Here is a 21,428-nt window from a genome sequence, read left to right on the forward strand (position 1 = left end):
GAGGATGGCACCAAACAATATAAGGTCTCGCCCGGGTTGCTCAGGCCGCTACGCGATGTGAAATAAGTCCACTACGTCGTGGAATGAACGCTTACCTTACAACGAACGCTTCCTGCAGAACATGCGGGACAAACTGGGGCTGGTTGAAACCGAGGCACAGGACAAGGACCTGATCATGGAAACCCTGACCCTGCTGCACGAACAGGGCGTGGATTACACCCTGTTCTTCCGGGCCCTTTCCAACCTGCACCGCCACGGCCAGGCGCCCGTTCGGGACCTTTTCGTGGATCGCAGCGCGGCGGACCAGTGGCTGGAACGTTATGAGTTGAGGCTACAGAAAGAGTCCCGGGCCCATGACGAGCGGGAACATGCCATGCGGCAAGTGAACCCCAAATACATCCTGCGTAATTACCTGGCGCAACAGGTGATCCTGGAAGCACAGAACGGGGATTATGCGCCCATGAAGGAGTTGTTAGCGGTGCTCGCCAAACCGTTTGATGAGCAGCCCGAGTACGAGCAGTACGCCGCCCCGCCACCGGACTGGGGCAAGCACCTGAATATCAGTTGCTCGTCTTAAAGCTGCTCACGCCTGCTTCAGTGGAAGTGGGTGGGGTTTTACGCGTTGCACGCTTTTGGCTGCCTGTTCATAGGCGCGATGGCGCACGTCCCACAATTCAACAGCATGTTGAATGTTCAACCAGAACTCTGGAGTGTTTCCCAGAGCGGCGGCCAACTTAATCGCCATAGGGGCCGTCAGGGTGCCTTTGTCATGAACAAGCCGGCCAAGGGTGTTTCTATGTACGCCCATCGCCTCAGCTAGCTCACTAATTTCAATATTCATCGGCTCCAAGAACTCAGTTAGCAGCATCTGGCCAACGGTCACGGGGCGACGCTTGGTACTTTTCATAAAATAACTCCTCTAGCCCTTGTACGTATGGGGGTCTAGATATGTATCTTGGGCGGTGCCTTCCTCCCAGCGGAAAACCAATCGATACTGCTTATTCACCCGAATCGAGCACCAACCAGAGAGACTGGCCGCGAGGTGCTCGAAACGATTACCAGGCGGAATCCTCAAATCCGATTCCTTTGTTGCCGCATCCAGAATCTGAAGTTTTCTAAAGAGAGCACTTTCTATCGTGTTGGGGATTTTCTTATGGCTTTGGTCCTCCGTATAGAAGGTCTCCAACCATTCGTCCTTGAATTCAACGGCCATAGTTCCTTGTTCGCTTTTTAATCATATTATGCACAATGGCATTGTGCGTCAAACCTGCGAGCCATGGAGCGGGCGGTTACAGAATCAGACCTTGTACCCGCTCCCCCTTCGCCCCCAATTATTCGGATTTTGGTGGCGCCAGAGCATCCAAGCGAGCGCCCCGGGTCATCAGAAACAACACCAGCAGAATTGCAGGAATGCCCATGACAGCAGACAGGGTAAAAAATTCCGCATAGCCAAAATCCGCCACCACAATGCCGGAGAAGCCACCCAGGAATTTCCCCGGCAACGTCATGAGCGAGCTGAACAGCGCGTACTGGGTGGCAGTGAACGAAGCGCTGGTCATGCTTGAGAGCCAGGCAATCAGCGCCACATTGGCGATACCGCCCGCTAGGTTATCGGCACTGACCACCACCGCGAGCGTGGCCACATTGGGCGGAAGTTGCGCCAGCCAGACGAATAAAAGATTGGTCGCCGCCGTCATGATCGCCCCGGCTAGCAAGATCTTGCGCACGCCGTACCGGACCACCAGGACACCGCCAGCCAGCGAGCCGACGATGGTCATGAAGAAGCCGAAGATTTTCGTAACATCCGCCACCTGGGTTTTCGAAAAGCCCATGAAATCCAGATAGAAGGGGTTCGCCATCACACCCATGGCGATGTCGGAAATACGGTAGACCGCCACCAGCACCAGAATGGCGATGGCCAACTCCCGATAGCGCTGGAAGAAATCCAGGAAAGGGCCGGCAATGGCCGCATAGAACCAGCCGGCAAACTTGGCGAGCGCGGGCGGCAGGTGCGTGCGTTTACTCGCCTCTTCCCTCACCTTTTGTGCAATATCACTGGCGGCGGCGAAGTGATTCACCGCTGGCTCCCGGGCCACCAGTACTGTCAGGGCACCCACGCCTACCAGGGCCGCCATCACCTGGTACGAGACTGTCCAGGAGTAGTATTCGGCGATGTAGAGCGCCCCGGCGCCGGCCACCAGCAACGCCAGCCGGTAACCGAAGATGTAGGTGGCTGCCAGCGCCGCCTGCAGTCGCTCTTCGGCAATTTCAATCCGGTAAGCATCAATGGCGACATCCTGAGTGGCGGAAGAAAACGCCACCAGCAGCCCACACAAAGCCAGAGTCTGGGTGGCAGAAACCGCATCCACCGTGGCCATCAGATACAGCCCGGTGGCAATACCCGCCTGGGCCAGAAGAATCCAGCTACGCCGCTTGCCAAACAACTGATCCAGTATTGGCAATTTCAGGCGATCAACAATCGGCGCCCAGAAAACCTTGATGGAATAGGTAATACCCAGCCAACTAAAAAAACCAATGGTGGCCGTCTCCACCCCCACATCCGCAAGTCGCGCGTTCAGAGTGGAAAAAACCAACAGAAACGGCAACCCCGCTGAGAACCCCAGGAACAGCAGGGCAATCACCTGCCAGCGGGTGTAAACGTAGAAAGTTTCTTTCAACAGGGCCAGGCGGTCACGGGAGAAAATAGCGGGCCTCTCAATCCCTGAAGTTATTGAACTGCAGCGGAATATCCAGCTCGGCTTCCTTCAGCATGGCAATGGCCTGCTGCAGGTCGTCGCGTTTCTTGCCGGTTACCCGCACCTTGTCGCCCTGGATGCTGGCCTGAACCTTCATCTTCTGGTCCTTGATCATCTTCACGATCTTCTTGGCCATGTCGGTTTCAATGCCCTGCTTGAGGGTATAGTGCTGCTTGATCAGCTTACCGGCCTTGCTGTCACCTTCCTCGGCCAGCGCACGCGGGTCAATCTGGCGCTTGGCAAAGGCCATACGCAGCATTTCTTTCAGTTGCTCGAGCTGGAATTCCTGCTCCGCGCTGACGGTGATGGTCTTGTCACTCAGCTCAAAGTCGGCTTCCACGTTCTTGAAGTCCCAACGGTTGCCCAGATCGCGCTTGGCCTGATCCACGGCGTTGGTGACTTCGTGCATGTCGGTTTCGGAAACGATGTCGAAGGAAGGCATTTGTGTGTTACTCCTGACACACCAATAGGTGTCGATAAGTTCAAGTTGTCGTATTCAGATCCAGTAACGCCGGCAACAGAGATTTGAGCTGCAACCTATCGCGCTCAGACAGTGATCCCATTTTCTTGAGAACAATACTCTGTTCAACCGTGGCGATGAGAGGCTTCATGACAGATGGTTTTAGCAATCCAGCCACTTGCCAATCATTAACCATGGCTTCGCCAAAGCTCAATGGATCCCGAATCTGGCTGGTAATTGCCATCAGAACAACGTCCGGGCGATAAGACTGATAATCCGCGCAGCTAATAACCACCGCTGGCCGCTTCTTCGTAGTTTTCAAATTGGTGAATGGGAAACCCACCAAAATCACATCACCGAACTCAAAGCGTGTCGTAGTCTGCATCTTCTTCGTTATCCCATACCTTGTGGAAAGAAGCCTCTGCTCCTCGCGCAAAATCCTTGCGCATTTGATGCTCACGATCTTTTTGGCTAAGGAAGTCGATGAAGTCTTCCACTTCCGTGATTTTTTCTGGCGGCAAGTGTTCTAGCTTGTGCAGTAGCTGCTGAAACCGGTTGTCCATTTTGCGCTCCTGAAGCTCAGGTTGTGGCGGTTAGTATCGCATGGTTCAAACAAAAACGCCCAGCGGATGCCGGGCGTTTCAGAATTACGAAAGAGCCAGAAATCAGAGCTTACGGCCCTTGCTCGCCGCAATCCGCAACCGCAGCGCGTTCAGCTTGATGAAGCCTTCCGCGTCTTTCTGATCATACGCGCCTTCATCTTCCTCAAAGGTGGCGATCTTCTCGTCGAACAGGGAGTCGTCGGACTTACGACCAACCACGTCGACGTTGCCCTTGTACAGCTTCAGGCGAACCGTACCGTTCACGTATTCCTGGGTGGTGTCGATCAGTGCCTGCAGCGCTTCGCGCTCCGGCGACCACCAGTAGCCGTTGTAGATCACTTCGGCGTAACGCGGCATGATGCTGTCTTTCAGGTGCGCCACTTCGCGGTCCAGGGTAATGGACTCGATCGCGCGGTGAGCACGCAGCATGATGGTACCGCCCGGGGTTTCGTAACAGCCACGGGACTTCATGCCCACGTAGCGGTTCTCGACGATGTCGATGCGACCAATACCATTGGCGCCGGCGACCTTGTTCAGGTGCTCCAGCACTTCGTGTGGCTTCATGTCCTGGCCGTCGACGGCCACGATGTCGCCCTGCTTGTAGGTCAGCTCGATGTAAGTCGGCTCATCCGGCGCCTGCTCCGGAGACACGCTCCAGCGCCACATGTCTTCCTCGGCTTCCGCCCAGGGGTCTTCCAGGTTGATGCCTTCGTAAGAGATGTGCAGCAGGTTGGCATCCATGGAGTACGGGCTCTTGCCCTTCTTGCTGGTCTCCACCGGAATGTTGCGCTCTTCGCAGTAGGCCATCAGCTTTTCGCGGGAGTTCAAATCCCACTCTCGCCACGGCGCAATCACCTTTACGCCCGGCTTCAGCGCGTAGGCGCCCAGCTCGAAACGCACCTGGTCGTTGCCCTTGCCGGTTGCACCGTGGGAGATGGCATCGGCGCCGGTCTCGTTGGCGATCTCGATCAAACGACGGGAAATCAGCGGGCGGGCAATGGACGTACCCAGCAGGTACTCACCCTCGTAGATGGTGTTGGCGCGGAACATCGGGAACACATAATCGCGCACGTACTCTTCGCGCAGATCCTCGATGTAGATTTCCTTGACGCCCAGCGCCTCGGCTTTCGCGCGCGCCGGCTCCACTTCCTCGCCCTGACCGATGTCGGCGGTGAAGGTCACCACCTCGCAATCATAGGTATCCTGCAACCACCGTACGATCACGGAAGTATCCAGGCCACCGGAATAGGCCAGAACCACCTTTTTAATATCAGACATGCCCTTGCTCCAGACTGAATAGAATGGATGTGTTGAATAGAAGGGCAATATTGTACGGGAGTGCGGGGGGAATGGCTATTGGGGAGGTATTTTCTCGCCTTAACTCAGCCCCTCATAGAAGAGGGGCCGGGGCGCTCCAAATTGTCGGAAAGAGAGAAAAAGAAACTTAAACAGCCGCCTGTTGGGCCTGGCCGCCAATAGCTTCCTGGCGGATGCCATCCCAGCCATCTTTGACGGTACGCAGAAGACCAAGCACTTCGTCCAATTTAGCAGGATCATTCTTCGCGCTGCCTTCAAGGAGGGTGCGCTCCATATAGTCATAAAGCGCTTCCAACTGGGCCGATAGCTCGCCACCCTTTTCGAAGTCCAGGAACGAGCGCAGACCGCCAATGATTTCAATGGCTTTGTTGAGCAACTGGCCCTTCCCTGCATAGTCTTTCGCCTGCATGCGAGCCTTGGCCATGTTAATGCGCTCGATCGCGCCGTTGTAGAGAAGCTGGATCAGCTTATGGGGATCGGCATCGGTGATGCTGGTCTGGGTATTAACGCGCTGATATGCCTGCAAACCGTTCATAATTTACCTCATTACGCCATGTTCTTGACCTTTTATCGGCCCAGAGTGGTCGAACTTTAGTGCTTTAACCACCGCTCTTATTGGCTTGTGGAGCCAGAGCAGCGAGTTGCTGACTTACATAATCCCGAGTGCTATTGAGCTGGGAAATTAGAGAATCGGCGGCTGTGAACTGGCTAACCAACCTCTCACGATACGATGCAATTCGCTCTTCCAGTCGCGCCTGACTTTGTGCAATCTGATCAAGCTCACGGTTCAAGCTATCCCTACGAGACTCAATCGCACCCTCGGCGCCAACCATCCTGGTTACCAGATCTACCGTCCGCTCACCAACACCTTCCACATAGGTAATGGAACCGCGATCACCAGTCTGATCACCCAGAATTCTCACCTGAAGACCGGAAGCATCCCCGTTCCCGGCGCCCAAAAAGAGAACCTGACCATCGCCCTCGGCCCTGCGGCCATCAATGGTGCCCGCGATATCCAACCCATCAGTACTGGTGTTGGTGCCAAGGCCAAAAGTAGCGGCACTCTCTGCAGAAGCCAGTGAAACTCTGGATTCGCTCCCATATTTGGAAGAGGTGAACGTTAAGTTCCCGCTTCCATCTAGACCCGCTTGTACCGAAACGCCTGCGGCATTAAGGGCATTATCACCATCCAACTGTGCCTGAATATCGTCCAGCAAAGCTTGCTGAGAAATATCCGCGCCTTGGGTCAGTTGCAAATTGACCGAGATATCGCCATTAACCGTCAAGGACAATTCGTCGTTGCTGGCATCGATCTGGAACGGCCCAGCACCCAACGCAGATCCTGCAACCAACTCACCCTGAGTAGCTACTTGGGTCACATTGATATCATAAGAGCCAGGCACCGTATCCATGCCGCTGCGCACAAACTCCACTTGGCTATCACTCGCGCGTCCCTGCTCAGCAAATAGCGCAGTCACCTCATCAGGGTTAGCCTTAAGTTTTTCCTCAAACTTGGCTCGATCAAACTCCAGGCCACCCGTCTCCCAGTCGGTTGTAATTCCGACATCAGCCAGGCTGCGAACACTCTGATTTTCCATACCCGGTACGACCCGGGTCAGAATCCCCCTGAGCTGACTCTCAATGTTTCGAACAGTAGAATCACCCGTCAGGAGGCTGCCTTGCCCCGACTCAGCGTTAAAGCCAGCCAAGCTATCAATAGTGGACTGGAGAGCATTAAACTTGTCGACAAATCCTTGTACTCGGTCCGAGACTGCCCCAAAGTCCTGATTAACGCTAACTGTAGAGGTGCCCTCCGCCTTTACATCAAACGTCAGGCCATCAATAACATTCTCGAAGGTATTGTTAGAGCGAGTAACTTCAATACCGTTGATCTTCATTACCGCATCATTGGCGGCAATGGTTTCTTTCATATCAGGGTTCGCGGTTGGATCTGCTGGATCAAATGCAAAGCTTGCCAACCCTGGCGCAACAGCGTCCTCAGTAACTGTGATGCTGGCAGCGTTAGCGGTGCCCGTTTCATCAGCGGACATCACCAACTGGTAGCCATTACCGGTGTCAATCACGCCAGCAGACACACCCGCATCGGCTTCATTGATAGCATTCGCCAAGCCTTGCAAGGTGTCGTTACTGGAATCAACGGTTATGTTGGTAATCTTGTCGCCTACAGAAAGCTTCAGCGTCCCCTGGCCTACGCTGGTGGAGTCTTTATCGGCAAAAACGGACTGCGAGGCCAGCGCCTGAGCAGACGCGAGACTGGTTACTTCAACGTTGTAGGTGCCCCGGCTAGCCTTCGTACTATCGACCGACACACCAATGTCTTCATTAGAGGAAGAGGCGGAAAAAGCTTTCAGGTTATCGGGTGAGCTCAGCTGACGCATGGGCAACCGCAGCTCGGTCACAGCACTGCGCAGTTTGCCATACGCAGAAAGCAGAGTTTTTGCCTGCTGCGTCTCCTGGGTCAATCGGTTTTCGGTTGGCTTACGCTCGGCTGCGACGAGTTGGTCGACCAAATCCGAGTTAAGAACGCCAGAACCAATCCCTAACGATGAAATACCAGCCATAATCGAGCCTCCTCAAGGGGGCAATCTCTTCACTATTACTGTTAGCGGCAAAGGGCGGCAAAACTTTACCGCTTTATACCAAAATATAGTTTACCCATAACCAGAAACACCGCCGGCTCCCCAGGGAGGCGGCGGTGCTGAAATTCCGTGGTCAACGTTAACCGCGAAAGCGGCAAGCTCTTACACTTTAACGTTGAACAACGTCAGCGGTTCATCCTGCTGCAATTTTTCTGCCAACCTCAAAGCCACTTCATCCGGGATCTGGCGAATCACTTCCTGGGTTTTCTGGTCCACCACTTTTACAATGGTTTGCCCCAGCTCGTTATCCACCTCAAACTGAAGATCCCGCTGCACATTCTGAACAAAATCATTCAGTTGGCTCACCGCCTGCCCCAAATCCTCCCTCTGGGATTCATTCCGCTCTTTCAACTTTTCAGCTTTGGAAACTTCCGTTGTTGAACGCGGACTTTGAGCCTGACGGTTTTCTGACGATGAAGAAGCCAGGTCAGGGGCTTTTACCACGCCCTCGGCCTGAGATGACGACAGTGCCTTTGCCGGAACTGAAGGCTCAGAGCGCACCAGCTTTAAATCCGGACTGTTCAGGTTAACGTCATTCATAGCTTTACCTCGCTATCCTTGTAACGGCGGAAGCCGGAACCCGAAGGTTCCGGCCGTTACCGCTCTACCCTTACTGCAGGAGGGAGAGAACCTGCTGCGGCCGGGCGTTGGCCTGGGCCAGTACAGAGATACCAGCTTGCTGCAGTACCTGAGACTTGGAGAGCTTCGCAGTTTCTGCGGCGAAGTCTGCATCCAGAATCCGGCTGTTAGCAGCACTCAGGTTTTCTGAGGTGGTGCCCAAGTTCGCGATGGTGGAATCAAAGCGGTTTTGGACCGCACCCAGCTCGCTTCGAACACCGTTCACCGCTTGAAGCGCTGCGTCGATTCGCTTGATCGCTTCATTTGCATTATCTACGTCTTTTACGTCAAGTTTATCAAGATTACCGGATACCGCCTGAGTTTGGTCGGCATCGAAGCCAGCATAGCCTTCCTGAGCACCGCTAACAGTAATGGTATCCATTGCTTCAATTGTGATCTGCCCCCGCAGCACACTCGCAGTAGTACCACCGTCCAGAGTGTCATCAAGGCCGCCAGTAAGGTCGGAAGCCGTACCTGAACCCACCGCAGTTTGCTCTGAGTGGATGGTAATGTTTTTGCCGTCGTCGTTGGTAAACACTAAGCCGCTGCTATTGGTGCTAGCATTCAGGCCTTCAATACCCGCATCGTTAATCGCGGCTGCAAGCTCCGTTTTATCGAGCGACCCAGCTGTTCCGCCGGTGGTGGCACCAGAGATGGTCTGACTAACAGTCACAGCCGCACCAGTACCAACACTAACTTTTAAGGTATAAGTCGTATCTTCAGCTACAGTTCCAGTCGCACCAGCCACGCTGGAGAAATCAAGCTCTTGGACGTTAGTCGCTGAAACGGACGTCAGCCCCTCGACATTTGCGTCCCTTATCGCTTGCGCCTTATCTTCAGCCGAGTCGGAGTCAGAAGCACCCACACTGACAACTTCTCCATCACCAACCTGAATTTTCAGATCTCCCGCAGAAAGCTTGTCGGCAGTAACATCATTCGGACCTGTCATAGAGGCATATGCACCGATTTGCTCCAGACGGGTGCCCTGAGACAAATCCACACCAATCACTTCACCAGCGTTGGCGCCAACCTGGAAGTCCTGCTCACCAAAGGTGCCATCCAGAACCTTCAGACCGTTGAAGGAAGTCTGAGTAGAGATACGCTCAATTTCAGCCAGACGCTGCTGAACTTCTTGATCCAAGGCTGCACGATCAGAAGCACTGTTGGTTGCGTTTGCAGACTGGACGGACAGGTCACGAATCCGCTGCAGGTTGTTGGTGATCTCGTCCAAGGCGCCTTCGGCTGTCTGCGCCAGAGAGATACCGTCGTTAGCATTCCGGGTTGCCACATCCAAGCCACGAATCTGTGACTGGAATCGGGTGGAAATTGCCAAACCAGCCGCATCATCTTTAGCTGAGTTGATGCGCAGACCGGAAGACAAACGCTCCAGAGCCTGGCTATTCATATCTTGAGATTTCTGCAACTGGTTCTGAGCAGACAGTGACGCAACGTTAGTATTGATACCGAGAGCCATGATGCTTCTCCTTCGACCGATGTCGTTGTTTCATGAAAGAGGCCTAACGCTCTTTCTAAAGTTTGGGAGCGCCGCCCTGTTATCCCACTTAACGACTGCACCAAAGCTACCTTTAGGTTTTTTCAAAAAAACTGTGTAACAAAGCGTAACCAAGCGGCAAGATCATTCCTCCTTCCCAGTCAAAATATCGACTACCTCTAAAGCCCCGCAACTCAGGCCCCACCAAAAAACCTTACAAATAAATTACTTGCCGCTGTTGGCACAAGTATCGCTTAGAAGACAGCAAACGGCAGTTCCACGAATACCTGCCGGCAACTGGCAACTTAACACTGAAAAAATCGTCGCTAGTTCCGGCTCTCTGGCAAGGAGATCAGCTATGCCTCAGGTCATAAATACTAATATTGCTTCGTTGAATGCTCAGCGAAACCTGAACGAATCACAACGAGATGCCAACGTTGCCTTTGAGCGCCTGTCATCGGGTCTACGCATTAACTCAGCGAAGGACGATGCGGCTGGTCTCGCTATCTCTACTCGTTTTCAATCGCAAATATCGGGCCTCAACGTAGCACAGCGAAATGCTAGCGACGGCATTTCCCTGGCCCAGACAACTGAAGGTGCACTGTCTGAAGTCATCAATAACCTTCAGCGAATTCGAGACCTGGCCGTGCAGTCTGCAAACGCCACCAACAGTGCATCTGACAGACTTGCCCTGGACCAGGAAGTGCAGCAGCGGATTGGAGAGATTGCCCGAATTGCAGATCAGACCACCTTTAATGGTCTGAAAGTTTTGGATGGCTCTTTTGGAGAAAAGACCTTTCAAGTTGGCGCCAACTCTGGAGATACAATTGGCGTAGACCTTTCGAAAGGCTCCCGCGCAGACCAAATCGGCTCTTTGGCCACATCAGGTTCACGACAGGTATCCAACCAACCCTTAGCCGATGGAGATCTGACAATATCTGTTGGCGACAGCGACACCTTTGAAATCCCCGGAACAGGCACCGACAGCTCAGCAAAAGCCAAAGCTGAAGCTATTGAGCAAGCCAATATACCAGGCCTACCGACGGTAACCGCAACCAATGTTCAAGACCTGGCGTTTTCCGCAGTTGATGGCGCAACGGGCTCTACAGCGGGTACCGGCACTTACACCATTGAACTGGCCATCGGCACCACAACAGAAACCATCACAGCTAACCTGGATGCCCCAACAGGCTCAACAGGTGCAACGGCAGACACTCTAACCAGCTCAGAACTCGCTACCGCGATTAATGATGCTGGCATCGAAGGGCTTTCAGCTGCCGGTTCAAGTACAGGTGTTGAGCTGACCGACTCGATGGGCCGAAACATTACTATTACCAGCGAGTCAAAGACAGTTATCACGAACACCACTACCGACCCCGCGACAGCCGCAACCTCCGACCTGGCAGGCGGATCCGCCGGTTTTCTGGCGGGGGATGTAGGTGCGGTCGGCACCGCTACAAAATATGGACAAATCAGTCTCGAAGCCCTGGATACCATCTCCATCGGCGGCAATAATCCAGGCAAAGTTGGGTTCGTAGCTGACGAGACAATCGCGGTATCCGGCAACCTGGAAAGCGTCAACATCAAAACCGTTGACGGTGCTAATGACGCAATCAAGCGGGTCGACTCCGCTCTGGATACCATCAATGGCATTCGAAGCGAGCTAGGCGCTATCCAGAACCGCTTTGAGTCAACCATTGCAAACCTGAGCACGACCTCAGAGAATTTGAGCGCTGCGAACAGTCGAATCCGGGATGCTGACTTTGCTGCAGAAACCGCAGAATTGGCCCGCACCCAGGTATTACAGCAAGCAGGCCTTTCAGTTTTATCCCAGGCCAATGGTCGGCCCCAGCAGGTGCTTCAGCTGCTGCAGGGCTAAATAAAGCGAATCAAGGAGCCCCTGGACGGCATTTGACCGTTACCAGCAAAAGATAAGTTTTACATGTTAAAGTCGACGCCTAAACCGTTTTATGGAGTGGCCCGTGGTTCAGAATAAAGCATTACAACTTCTCCAACGTCGGGAAGACAATCTGCGCTTTTTCCAAAAGCACTACCCTGACATCTATCACCATTTTGCAAAATTGCAGTTAACGCGGGCAGAAGTCGTTATAAGCAATAACGAAGACGAAGTCGATCTGAACTTTGACGGGCAGTCTCTGTATAAGGGACAAGGCAAAGCTAGAGCTCACTACGGAGTAGAGCTCTTCAGAAGAACTTTTGCAAAGGACAAAATACTCCCCTCCCTGTCGCCACCTTGGCCTGGAGTTTATCAGCATCCCCGCTACGCACATAGCGCCGTTGACAGAATTGCGAGGCTTTCCCCCTTAGGTAAAAGCGAGTTTCGGGGCTATCCCGTCCCCAATTTCTACCCGTTAGTAGTTTTCCAGGGCGTGGGCCTCGGCTATCAAATTGAAGAACTGGTAACTACAAGCGATGTTGAAAATGCGCTTATTGTCGAGCCCGAAGAAGAAGTGTTCGGCGCCAGTCTTTTAACGGTTGACTGGGAACGTGTATGCACCCGATTCCAGAAAACAGGACGCTCGTTACGCTTTTTAATTGGACTAGAGAATACCGAAGAAGGCCTATGGCCTTCTCTAATACATAACCTGATGCACTTCACTCCCATATTTCCGCTAACGAACTTATTCATTAATGAACGCGGGGATCCGACCATGGATGCCGTTGCCAAGCGCCTTAATCGCGAAGGCCTCGCTTCGTTAAGCGTGTGGGGCCACTACGATGATGAAGTCCGACAATTAAACAATGCCTTGCATGCCTTTCACATGGGCATCAGAACAATCCCCCCAAAACAATCGATTCAATCAGATATTCCTGTACTGATTGTCGGCAGCGGCCCTTCATTAGATGAGAGACTGGAAGATATCAAAGCCGTTCGAGACGAGGTCGTTATCGTCAGTGCCGGCTCAGGCATTAGAGTGCTCATCGAAAACGACATTTATCCGGACTTCCATATCGAGTTAGAGTCAGATTATTATACTCACCGAGTGATCAGTTCTTACGATAGAGAAAAACTCAAATCGACACGCCTCATTGCAGCCTCACAAATTTGCCCGCTCACATGGGAGCTTTTTGGTGAGCAGCGTTTATATTTTAAATCAGAGAGCCCCATTGGACACCTATTTGGTAGCCCAGAAACTCTCATTGTCGGTGGCGCCCCCACCTGCACCAATGCAGCCATTGCTCTCTGCTCGCAGATGGGCCTGAGCAACCTCTTTCTTTTCGGTACAGACTATGGATTCAAGGATCACCAACATCACCACTCTAAATCTTCAGTCTACGTAGAGAGTGAAAATAAAACGCTAGGTGACGAGCTCAAAAAGGGCGCCCAAAAAACTTTTAGTAAAAGTCAAACCTTTCAAATTCCTGGCGTAAATGACTCCACTGTTCATACAACTCAAACCTATTTCACATCTAAACGAGCTACAGAAAACCTAATAAAGCTTTCTGCCCGGAACCAGTCGAACACTAATTTTCACAACTGCGCTGACGGTGCTGAAATAGAGGGCGCGACCTGGATGACCCGAGAGGACTTCCTTATTAGCGCACATTCAAAAGCAGATAAGAATGAAAGACTTAGGGTTGTCGCTGAGTTTTTTAACAGAGATGCCCAAACGGTTTCCCTAACAACGATGACACAGTCATTGGATCACACAAGACAAAAATTAGCAAAACTGGCAAAAAAAATTGAAACATTTCTGACAACCCTACGATTACGAGGAAAAAAAGACATTACACGTCTATCCTCAGAAGTAAGCCGTTATATGGAAGGGACAGTCAAAAAAGAAGACATCGGGTTTTATTATATGATTCGAGGCACAGTACGTCACTTCCTTTACGTTGCGTACTCACATGCTATGGCGATGAGTGATGATAAAGCAATCGCACTCTTTTTGAATCAGTGGAGAGACGAATTCATGGTCTGCATGAACGGACTACCAAACCACTTTGATTCAGTAACGCGCAAAAAGTACGTGCTGGAAGAAGACCCGTGGGTTACCCAGTCAATTAATGACCCGGAAAATACTTTGCTTGATTCAGGGGATCAATTCTAACGTTCAGGCCGGGCTAATGGCCCGGTCGTTTTCGGAACTCAGGCAGTGACTCGCTAATAAGAATCGGCATTTCCCAGGGCAATAGATTATGGTATTTGACTACTTCCTAGCTTCCAAAGCTGGCCCGTGGAACCGACTCTATTTTTACATGATGCTGAACGCTTATGCCCGAAAGAGCGCGCCTGTCAAGCGAAACTATCCTTGGTAACCGGAGTATTAGCATCCACTGGCTTACAAACCATCTTCCCAATCACCCAATCAAACACCTTCGGTGGCAGCCCAAATCCAGGCCGCACACTTCGCACACAGTTCTCAGTGATGACATCACCGGCCTTCATGTCTTTCACAAAATACAGCGATCTCCGGAACTGAACATTGCCCTGCTCGCTGGACTTTCGGCCGTAGTTGACCTCACCGAGGGCTTTCCAAGCCATTTTGCTGTCCCTACAGAGCGCAGTCAGGTCGACAGGCTCCAGTGAGAAGCTATCATCCGGGCCACCACCGTTGCGGTCCAGTGTGAAGTGCTTTTCAATCACAGCCGCGCCCATCACAACGCTGGCAATAGCGGTGGTGTTATCCAGAGTATGATCTGATAGACCTGTGACTAGCCCGAACCGTTCGATCATGTCTTGAATCGTTCTCAGGTTGTAGTCTTCTGCCGGGGCGGGATAACCGCTGACACAGTGCAGAATGGCCAGTTCCTTGCAGCCACCTTCTCTTGCAGCCGTGACGGCTTCCTCAATTTCCTCAGCATTGGCCATGCCCGTGGATATAATCGTGGGCTTGCCGGTGGCGGCCACATAGCGAATAAGGGGCAAGTCCACGGCTTCGAAGGAAGCAATTTTATAGGCCGGTGCATTCAGGTCTTCCAACAGATCCACAGCAGTGGTATCGAAGGGGGAGCTGAAAATTGGAATGCCAAGTTTTTGGGCATGCTCAAACAACGGCTTGTGCCACTCCCAGGGCATATGGGCTTCTTCATAGAGCTCGTACAGGGTGCGCCCATCCCACAACCCGCCTTTGATCTTGAACTCTTCGGAATCCGAGTTAAGGGTTATCGTGTCCGGGCGGTAGGTCTGGAGTTTGACGGCATCCGCACCGGCTTTAGCTGCCTCTTCAATAATCCGAAGGGCCGTTTCCAACTTACCGTTATGATTTGCCGATAACTCCGCAATGATATAGGGAGGGTGATTTCGGGAGATTTCTCGCCCGGCAATTGTGATTTTTGGTTCACTCATCATTTTACCTCCTGCGGTTGCCACTCACTCGCCAACAAACCAAAGCAGACAACATCGTGATAGTTTTTGCCATCGAAGTGCTGTTCTCTAAGGCGACCTTCTTCGATAAAGCCAAGGCGCTTGTGGAAGGCAATGGAGCGTTCATTAAAGCCCAGCGCCTGACCACAAAGTTTGTGCAGCTTCAATTCATTAAAGGAGAAATTCAGCGCTTCACTGCCCAAGGAGCCACCAATACCTTTCGGAGCAGCCGGGGAAACATAAAATCCCCAGTCAGCAATTTCAGGACTTCGTGTCCTACTGACATTCACAAAACCAACGGCCTCACTATCTTTTTCATAAATCCGCAAATGCGTATTCGGGTCACGATTAGTTCGCTCAAACCAATAACGATGCTCATCCAGGCTGATCTCGTGCGTGGTGTACATGAAACGGCGCACTTCCGGATGATTTCTCCATGCCAGCACCTGCTCCAGGTCTTCCGAGGTCATCGGGCGAAGTCCTGTTTTACTCATGGCTGCTGTATTCCGAACGTTGAAGTGTATGACAGATCTTTGCAGCTCCGAGACCGTCGCTCAGTTGAGCCGCAGCTTGGGCCATTTTCGCCAAAATTTCAGAGTTACTATTGAGCAATTCAAGGATCGAAAAAAGGGCTGAGGACGTGAGGGTCCTTTCCCCGGGAGTCATTACGGCGCCTGCACGGACAAGCGCATCTGTACCTGAAATCTGGTTATCAGCAAGAATAAGCAAGACAGACGGTAACCCAAGGCAACAGCGTTCCCAAGCAGTCCCACCAGCAGCCCCGATTGCCAAATCAGCACGACGCATCCGCTCAGCCATATCACTAACGTTAACACTCACCGTTGCCTGAAAAGGAAGCTCAGAAGCCTGCCTTTTTACAGCTTCAAGATGAGGAGCAGATCCACCCATCACAATGTCAATTTCAGTCTCCGGAGAAAGAGTGGTATTTGAGAGTGCTTCAAGTACTTGACCAGTGACATTCGTGCGGTCAACGCCGCCCAGGGAGATCAGGATACGTTTGAGCTGCGGTGAGCACCTGCGTTCAAGGCTGACTGCCCTCAGCTCTGCGAATTCGGGACGAAGCAACCCATACGTTGGACCGATCAGTTTTGTACAGCTCGGAGGAACTAGTTCATCGTAATCTTCGGGTTGGCGGCCCAGGTTTTGATCCAGCAACACCGCACACTCATGCTCCCGGTCTGCCAAGTCATCGATCACCATAATCTGGCCAACGGCTTCGGCCAAGGAGCGTTCCCATTGCGCGTGGAGTGCGTAGTGGTCGACGATCAGCCAATCAATGTTGTCGCGGGTGAGCACTTCAAGCGTTTGCGCTGCATCGGTTTGCCATGGAACGCCCAACCAATGGGCATGAGCAAGCGCTGGCTCTTGTGTTCCAAGCATCCCTGACGTCTCTGCCGACCGAAGCAGGTGAAGCTCAAACCCCCTTTGAGCAATCAAGTCCGCCAGGTTCCCGCCATGGTTTCTGCAAATAAACAGGCACTGGTGGCCCTGTCGACGCAGTTCTTCACCCAGGGTCAGGCAGCGCATGACATGACCAGTGCCGATCTGGATAGAGGCATCGGCACGGAAAGCAATTTTCATAGCCATCAGTTAAGTCGTTTGAAACCGCTATGACAGACAGGACCTATAAGCAATTCATCTATAGAGCGGCCTTCCTCACATTCCTTGATCATCGCAAAAACCGGATCAAGCTGTTCAAAATATTCGGCCACAACCGACTCAGAATGCTCGGTGCAAACGTACACGGAATTTCCTGCCAAGTAACCTTTCTCCAGCATTTCCTGAGTAATCAAAGTCTTGTACTTAAGTGTACTTTCGCTATTAAAACTGAAAGCTGTAAGTGCAGGCAGTCCCATGTGAGTTATTTCAAGTTCATATTTATCGGCAAGTTTTTGCCAGCCGGCTCGAATATTAAGACCTGTCTGTGTAATGCTCTCCCATGATCGCTCACGTTCCATGACTTCAAGTGTTTTCAGTGCAGCGACAGAACCGATTCGCTCTGTCCAAAATGTGCTGCTGATAAAGCTGGTCTGTGCTGCTTCCATCACTTCACGCCTACCAATGGTAGCCGTCACTGCGTAGCCGTTGCCTAAAGCTTTACCAAACATGGCCATATCGGGCTCTACGCCATATTTTTTATGTAAACCACCAAAGGTTTCACGGAAGCCCGAGGTACACTCATCAAAGATAAGTACGATGCCTTTTCTGGTAGCCAGCTCACGCACTTTATGCAGAAAGTCGTCTTTAGGCCCCATATTCCTGACTACTTCCATTTTGATGACACCAATATCATTCTTGTTGATTAGTGCCTCAAGACCAGCAAAATCATTGTAGTTAAAGGGGTAAACCGTATCTTTCAGATTGCCGGGTACACCGTTAGGCTCAAGACCGGGTAGAATATGGCCGGCAAGATTTTGATCATCACCGAGGTTGGCTGAGAGATACCAATCATGCCAACCGTGATAACCACAAATAGCCACTTTGTCTTTACCACTCGCTGCACGAGCGATGCGGATCGCAATCGCATTGGCTTCACCTCCTGAACGGGCAAAACGTGCCATATCAGCCCAGGGATGCAATTCAATCAGCTTCTCTGCGAGATACACCTCTTCTGGCGCGTTCAGTGTAGACATATTACCGTCTTGCACTGTTTTGAGTACCGCAGCGTCTACCTCCGGGTGACCATAGCCAAGCGTGTTAGTACCGATACCCATGATGCTCATATCGGTATAGGTACGCCCGTCAAGATCCCACACAGTACAACCTTGGGATTTGCTGAAGTACGAGGGCCACTGCTCGGGCAGGAACATCTCCGGGCGCTTTGAAAGCAACATATTCCCGCCGGGGATGATATTCTTGGCACGCTTCCAGAGCTTCTGACCTTTACCCATCATCGCTCCTTGGTTACGTTTCAGCGCTTGGTTAGCTGAAAAAATATGAGGATGTATCCGTTGCAGTTCCGCAACTTCTTGCCATGTGAAATTCAGGTTGGGTGCAAAGTGCGAGAAAACTTTTCTGATAACTTCAAGATCTGCCAACTCATCTACCGTCCAGCGCCAGCCTGATAGGTCTTCGTTATTTGTGAGCGATCCCGTTTTGAACGCACCAGATTCACGCAAATATCGTGTCACATGCTCGCGATCCTGAGTCTCTTGCGTCATTCTGGCTGATCGCTCCAAGGCTGTCCGTGTGAACACCTCTATATCCAAACCGTCAGGAAACATGGGAGGATTGCAGTTGGCAAAGTAATCAACCTTCTCTTTCCTGAAACCGCCGATAACCTTGTCAACCAAAGCGGGATCAGCTAGAGGACAATCGCCAGTGATTCTGACGATCACATCAGCATTGCAATAATTAGCAGCTAAAAGATAGCGACCCAAAACATCATTCTCATCACCTTGTATACATTGGTAGCCAAGACTTTCTACATGAGCTACCAATATATTATTATCAGGCTCTACTGATGTTGCGACCACGATTTGGTCAATAGACTTTGAGCGCGCAAGACGCTCTATAAGCACCTCAATCATCGGTCTCCCAAGCACCGACTTCATTACCTTACCAGGTAATCGGCTAGAACCCATTCGGGCCTGCACTATGGCAACAGTCTTCATAGGTTTTTCCAGAAATAAGGATTCAAAAGTTGGTTATCGCGCGTCTGCAATTCATGAGGTGGGGCAAAATAAGTTCCATTTGCCGCCTGTATGATTTGCTGCAACTGTGAATAAGAGTCCACACCAACCACAATTTTTTCAATTTCCGGTATAGATAAAGCGTGTCGCAAACAGGCTTCCAATGGAGTCTGGCCGATTTCGTTCAACCAGTCACTCCATTGGCTCCATAAAGCATTCCAGCGATAAAACTTCTCGGGACGTTCCTTTTTCGACATCAACAGCAAACCTTGCATAAAAACTGACCGCACATGTAGGCCTGTTCCTCGCTTCTGTAATTCTTCGAGCCACCCTGACTCCTTGAGCCGGCGGTCCAGGATATTGAATGGCGTCTGGACCAAATCAAAGTTATAGCTGCGACACAACGTATCCAACTGTTCAGACCCATAAACCGATATCCCAATGCGTTTTACCACACCCTGTTTTTTTAACGCCTCCATTGCTTGATAAAGCGCCTCGCCCTCACGATTCAAAAGCTGATCTGGCTTGTGTAAAAGCACCCCGTCCAGCCTGGAAACATTAAGACGAGCAAGCGAGCCTTCAAGCTGGGCGTTAACCCACTCTGCCACATTCTGACAAGCTTCCGGCACTTCAGGCAGTTTGGTGATAACTGAGAACTCATCCAAACAATGCCGCCCCAGTACTCCTTCACTCTCACCATAGGCTATGGCCGTATCAAGCGTACTGATCCCGTTTTCTCTTGCCAAACCCAGAATTCTTGCCACTTCGCTTGGCAGCACTTGACCAGTTTGGTTAGCAATACCATAAGGCATTCCGAACTGGACCGTGCCCAAAGCCAGCTTTCCAGTTTCAGTTTGAAAACTCATGGCTCAATATCCCAAGCCAAAAACAGCCTAGACGACGCCCTCCGAGCGTCACCTGATGACGCAAGAATCCCTCAATGGTATAGCCATTCTTCAGAAAGACTCGAAGAGAGGCCAAGTTATCTTCATAGCATCCAGCCTCTAGTCGATGGAGGCCGAGCTCATTAAATCCATAATGAGTTAACGCATTAACTACTTCGCTCGATAAACCCTGGCCCCAATAACTCTTCTCCCCGATTAAAATACTTACTTGCCCTCGTTGGTAATGGGGGTTAATGAACCCAATTTTTGCATTTCCAATATGAGCATTATCCTCTTTATAAAAAATCCCAAACAGCTTAGTGGACGGAGAAAAATTACAATCATCAATGAAACTCAAGCAACTTTCTAGCGTCTGCACTTCATGCCTGGTTTCCAGGTATTGATTGACTTCTGGATCATTCAGCCAACCCACATATCTATTAGTTACATCTTTATCCGTAAGACTGCGCAAATATAATCTTTTTGTTTCAATTTCCATCATGAAGGACCTCTCTGAGCTTCGCGACAACAATATCCTGTTCGCCATAACCCAGTGCTTGATAAAGCGGCAAGCTAACCGCCTCAGTGTAATACCGCATGGCTTCCGGAAATTCTTCTTGCCTAAAGCCCATGCGTTGATAATAAGGCTGAGTGTGGACGGGAATATAATGTACGTTTACCGCGATGCCCTGCTCTCGCAAAGACTCGAACACCTGGCGATGTGTCTTGGTGATTACATCCAGCTGCAAACGAATCACATACAGATGAAAGCCAGAGTAACTATCCGGATGCTGCCAGGGCGTAGTAATCGGAAGGCCGGCAAGGAGTTCATCGTACCGCCGAGCCAGTTCATGGCGACGGGCAACAAAAGTATCCAGTCTGTCCATTTGGCTGATACCGAGTGCAGCTTGCAGCTCGGTCATCCGGTAATTAAAGCCCAACTCCACCTGCTGGTAATACCAAGGTCCGTCCGGCTCATGGGTCATCAGGTTTTGATCACGAGTCACGCCGTGACTACGCAACAAATCCATACGGCTGGCAAGTTCGTCGTCATTGGTCAGCGCCATACCGCCTTCGGCAGTGGTTACGATTTTCACCGGGTGGAAACTGAAAACGGTAATATCGCTGTAACGGCCGTTACCAATGAATTCTCCCTGGTACTTGCCACCGATGGCGTGAGAAGCATCTTCAATAATGCGGAAGCCGTATTGCTGGCTTAGTCTATGAATCGCTTCCATGTCACAGGGCTGGCCGCAGAGGTGCACGGCAACCAACACTTTGGGTAGACGGTTTTCCAGCCTGGCTTTTTTGAGTTTGGATTCCAGGGCTTTCGGGCTCAAGTTATAGGTGTGCGGATCTATATCAACAAAATCAACTTGCGCGCCGCAATACAACCCACAGTTAGCGGATGCAACAAAGGTAATCGGTGTTGTCCACAACCAGTCACCTTTACCTAATCCAAGAGCTTTACAGGCGATGTGAAGGGCGGAGGTGGCGCTGTTTACGGCAACCCCATGCTTTGCGCCCACGTGCTGTGCTACCTTCCGCTCAAACTCCGGCACCTTGGGGCCTTGGGTCAGAAAATCTGACCTTAAAACCTCAACCACTGCGTCGATGTCAGCCTGGCTGACATCCTGCTTACCGTAAGGAATCACCG

20 protein-coding genes and 1 pseudogene are annotated in these 21,428 nt (G+C 51.6%); 3 read left to right on the plus strand and 18 right to left on the minus strand.

Annotation, left to right across the window (positions count from 1 at the left end):
* Positions 1 to 97: 97 nt before the first annotated feature.
* Positions 98 to 577: pseudogene (locus BY454_RS08480) on the plus strand (protein adenylyltransferase SelO family protein); the annotation flags it as partial.
* 6 nt (positions 578 to 583) lie between these two features.
* Here the strand turns inward: BY454_RS08480 and BY454_RS08485 are convergent.
* The 11 genes from BY454_RS08485 to BY454_RS08535 all read right to left on the minus strand — a co-directional run bounded on the left by BY454_RS08485 (position 584) and on the right by BY454_RS08535 (position 9,887).
* Positions 584 to 907, minus strand: a complete 324-nt coding sequence (locus BY454_RS08485; protein ID WP_104416185.1) for a HigA family addiction module antitoxin — start codon at positions 905 to 907, stop codon at positions 584 to 586.
* Between the two features lie 12 nt (positions 908 to 919).
* Positions 920 to 1,213, minus strand: coding sequence for a type II toxin-antitoxin system RelE/ParE family toxin (locus BY454_RS08490; protein ID WP_104416186.1), 294 nt, complete (start codon positions 1,211 to 1,213; stop codon positions 920 to 922).
* A 118-nt stretch (positions 1,214 to 1,331) separates the two neighbouring features.
* Complete coding sequence (locus tag BY454_RS08495; protein WP_445626102.1) at positions 1,332 to 2,678, minus strand: AmpG family muropeptide MFS transporter; 1,347 nt, start codon at positions 2,676 to 2,678, stop codon at positions 1,332 to 1,334.
* Positions 2,679 to 2,715: 37 nt separating this feature from the next.
* Positions 2,716 to 3,198, minus strand: coding sequence for a YajQ family cyclic di-GMP-binding protein (locus tag BY454_RS08500; RefSeq protein ID WP_104416187.1), 483 nt, complete (start codon positions 3,196 to 3,198; stop codon positions 2,716 to 2,718).
* 40 nt (positions 3,199 to 3,238) lie between these two features.
* A complete protein-coding gene (locus BY454_RS08505) occupies positions 3,239 to 3,601 on the minus strand; it encodes a type II toxin-antitoxin system PemK/MazF family toxin (protein ID WP_104416188.1) in 363 nt (120 codons plus the stop codon).
* Complete coding sequence (locus BY454_RS08510; RefSeq protein WP_104416189.1) at positions 3,579 to 3,779, minus strand: DUF2281 domain-containing protein; 201 nt, start codon at positions 3,777 to 3,779, stop codon at positions 3,579 to 3,581. Before BY454_RS08510 ends, BY454_RS08505 begins: the two co-directional genes overlap by 23 nt.
* A 102-nt stretch (positions 3,780 to 3,881) precedes the next feature.
* Positions 3,882 to 5,096, minus strand: a complete 1,215-nt coding sequence (locus BY454_RS08515; RefSeq protein WP_104416190.1) for an argininosuccinate synthase — start codon at positions 5,094 to 5,096, stop codon at positions 3,882 to 3,884.
* Positions 5,097 to 5,262: 166 nt separating this feature from the next.
* The gene (gene fliS, locus BY454_RS08520; RefSeq protein WP_104416191.1) at positions 5,263 to 5,670 is read right to left on the minus strand and encodes a flagellar export chaperone FliS; all 408 of its coding nucleotides are present in this window, start codon (positions 5,668 to 5,670) and stop codon (positions 5,263 to 5,265) included.
* 64 nt (positions 5,671 to 5,734) lie between these two features.
* Positions 5,735 to 7,717: a flagellar filament capping protein FliD gene (gene fliD / locus BY454_RS08525; protein WP_104416192.1), complete on the minus strand. Its 1,983-nt coding sequence runs from the start codon at positions 7,715 to 7,717 to the stop codon at positions 5,735 to 5,737.
* A gap of 180 nt (positions 7,718 to 7,897) precedes the next feature.
* Positions 7,898 to 8,335 (minus strand): flagellar protein FlaG, encoded by a 438-nt coding sequence (locus BY454_RS08530; protein ID WP_104416193.1) that lies wholly within the window; start codon positions 8,333 to 8,335, stop codon positions 7,898 to 7,900.
* Positions 8,336 to 8,405: 70 nt separating this feature from the next.
* A complete protein-coding gene (locus tag BY454_RS08535; protein WP_104416194.1) occupies positions 8,406 to 9,887 on the minus strand; it encodes a flagellin in 1,482 nt (493 codons plus the stop codon).
* Positions 9,888 to 10,263: 376 nt separating this feature from the next.
* On the opposite strand from BY454_RS08535, the gene BY454_RS17135 reads away from it, so the two are divergent.
* Together BY454_RS17135 and BY454_RS08545 are read left to right on the plus strand one after the other, a co-directional pair.
* The gene (locus tag BY454_RS17135; RefSeq protein WP_104416195.1) at positions 10,264 to 11,784 is read left to right on the plus strand and encodes a flagellin N-terminal helical domain-containing protein; all 1,521 of its coding nucleotides are present in this window, start codon (positions 10,264 to 10,266) and stop codon (positions 11,782 to 11,784) included.
* A 103-nt stretch (positions 11,785 to 11,887) separates the two neighbouring features.
* A complete protein-coding gene (locus BY454_RS08545; RefSeq protein ID WP_181049668.1) occupies positions 11,888 to 13,978 on the plus strand; it encodes a motility associated factor glycosyltransferase family protein in 2,091 nt (696 codons plus the stop codon).
* 185 nt (positions 13,979 to 14,163) lie between these two features.
* On the opposite strand, the gene pseI is transcribed toward BY454_RS08545, so the two are convergent.
* From pseI to pseC, 7 genes are read right to left on the minus strand one after another with little or no spacing between them, the layout of a single operon-like run.
* Complete coding sequence (pseI, locus tag BY454_RS08550; protein ID WP_104416197.1) at positions 14,164 to 15,216, minus strand: pseudaminic acid synthase; 1,053 nt, start codon at positions 15,214 to 15,216, stop codon at positions 14,164 to 14,166.
* Positions 15,216 to 15,728, minus strand: coding sequence for a UDP-4-amino-4,6-dideoxy-N-acetyl-beta-L-altrosamine N-acetyltransferase (gene pseH, locus BY454_RS08555; RefSeq protein WP_258075601.1), 513 nt, complete (start codon positions 15,726 to 15,728; stop codon positions 15,216 to 15,218). The genes pseI and pseH overlap by 1 nt, the downstream gene beginning before the upstream one ends.
* Complete coding sequence (gene pseG, locus BY454_RS08560) at positions 15,721 to 16,842, minus strand: UDP-2,4-diacetamido-2,4,6-trideoxy-beta-L-altropyranose hydrolase (protein ID WP_258075602.1); 1,122 nt, start codon at positions 16,840 to 16,842, stop codon at positions 15,721 to 15,723. Before pseG ends, pseH begins: the two co-directional genes overlap by 8 nt.
* On the minus strand, positions 16,842 to 18,869 hold the full coding sequence (locus BY454_RS08565; RefSeq protein WP_104416199.1) for an aminotransferase class III-fold pyridoxal phosphate-dependent enzyme: 2,028 nt from the start codon (positions 18,867 to 18,869) through the stop codon (positions 16,842 to 16,844). Before BY454_RS08565 ends, pseG begins: the two co-directional genes overlap by 1 nt.
* On the minus strand, positions 18,866 to 19,753 hold the full coding sequence (locus tag BY454_RS08570; protein ID WP_104416200.1) for an aldo/keto reductase: 888 nt from the start codon (positions 19,751 to 19,753) through the stop codon (positions 18,866 to 18,868). Before BY454_RS08570 ends, BY454_RS08565 begins: the two co-directional genes overlap by 4 nt.
* Positions 19,737 to 20,273, minus strand: a complete 537-nt coding sequence (locus tag BY454_RS08575; RefSeq protein WP_104416201.1) for a GNAT family N-acetyltransferase — start codon at positions 20,271 to 20,273, stop codon at positions 19,737 to 19,739. The genes BY454_RS08570 and BY454_RS08575 overlap by 17 nt, the downstream gene beginning before the upstream one ends.
* Complete coding sequence (gene pseC / locus BY454_RS08580) at positions 20,260 to 21,426, minus strand: UDP-4-amino-4,6-dideoxy-N-acetyl-beta-L-altrosamine transaminase (RefSeq protein ID WP_104416202.1); 1,167 nt, start codon at positions 21,424 to 21,426, stop codon at positions 20,260 to 20,262. The genes BY454_RS08575 and pseC overlap by 14 nt, the downstream gene beginning before the upstream one ends.
* Positions 21,427 to 21,428 lie beyond the last annotated feature (2 nt).

It is taken from the genome of Marinobacter persicus, assembly GCF_002934325.1.
Classification (GTDB): Bacteria; Pseudomonadota; Gammaproteobacteria; order Pseudomonadales; family Oleiphilaceae; genus Marinobacter; species Marinobacter persicus_A.

Coding starts and splice junctions, on each gene's coding strand:
- fliS (WP_104416191.1), bottom strand. CDS start 5,670: ATGAACGGTTTGCAGGCATATCAGCGCGTTAATACCCAGACCAGCATC.
- BY454_RS08570 (WP_104416200.1), bottom strand. CDS start 19,753: ATGAGTTTTCAAACTGAAACTGGAAAGCTGGCTTTGGGCACGGTCCAG.
- BY454_RS08500 (WP_104416187.1), bottom strand. CDS start 3,198: ATGCCTTCCTTCGACATCGTTTCCGAAACCGACATGCACGAAGTCACC.
- pseG (WP_258075602.1), bottom strand. CDS start 16,842: ATGGCTATGAAAATTGCTTTCCGTGCCGATGCCTCTATCCAGATCGGC.
- BY454_RS08515 (WP_104416190.1), bottom strand. CDS start 5,096: ATGTCTGATATTAAAAAGGTGGTTCTGGCCTATTCCGGTGGCCTGGAT.
- BY454_RS08530 (WP_104416193.1), bottom strand. CDS start 8,335: ATGAATGACGTTAACCTGAACAGTCCGGATTTAAAGCTGGTGCGCTCT.
- fliD (WP_104416192.1), bottom strand. CDS start 7,717: ATGGCTGGTATTTCATCGTTAGGGATTGGTTCTGGCGTTCTTAACTCG.
- BY454_RS17135 (WP_104416195.1), top strand. CDS start 10,264: ATGCCTCAGGTCATAAATACTAATATTGCTTCGTTGAATGCTCAGCGA.
- BY454_RS08510 (WP_104416189.1), bottom strand. CDS start 3,779: ATGGACAACCGGTTTCAGCAGCTACTGCACAAGCTAGAACACTTGCCG.
- BY454_RS08490 (WP_104416186.1), bottom strand. CDS start 1,213: ATGGCCGTTGAATTCAAGGACGAATGGTTGGAGACCTTCTATACGGAG.
- BY454_RS08505 (WP_104416188.1), bottom strand. CDS start 3,601: ATGCAGACTACGACACGCTTTGAGTTCGGTGATGTGATTTTGGTGGGT.
- pseI (WP_104416197.1), bottom strand. CDS start 15,216: ATGAGTGAACCAAAAATCACAATTGCCGGGCGAGAAATCTCCCGAAAT.
- BY454_RS08575 (WP_104416201.1), bottom strand. CDS start 20,273: ATGATGGAAATTGAAACAAAAAGATTATATTTGCGCAGTCTTACGGAT.
- pseH (WP_258075601.1), bottom strand. CDS start 15,728: ATGAGTAAAACAGGACTTCGCCCGATGACCTCGGAAGACCTGGAGCAG.
- BY454_RS08565 (WP_104416199.1), bottom strand. CDS start 18,869: ATGAAGACTGTTGCCATAGTGCAGGCCCGAATGGGTTCTAGCCGATTA.
- BY454_RS08485 (WP_104416185.1), bottom strand. CDS start 907: ATGAAAAGTACCAAGCGTCGCCCCGTGACCGTTGGCCAGATGCTGCTA.
- BY454_RS08535 (WP_104416194.1), bottom strand. CDS start 9,887: ATGGCTCTCGGTATCAATACTAACGTTGCGTCACTGTCTGCTCAGAAC.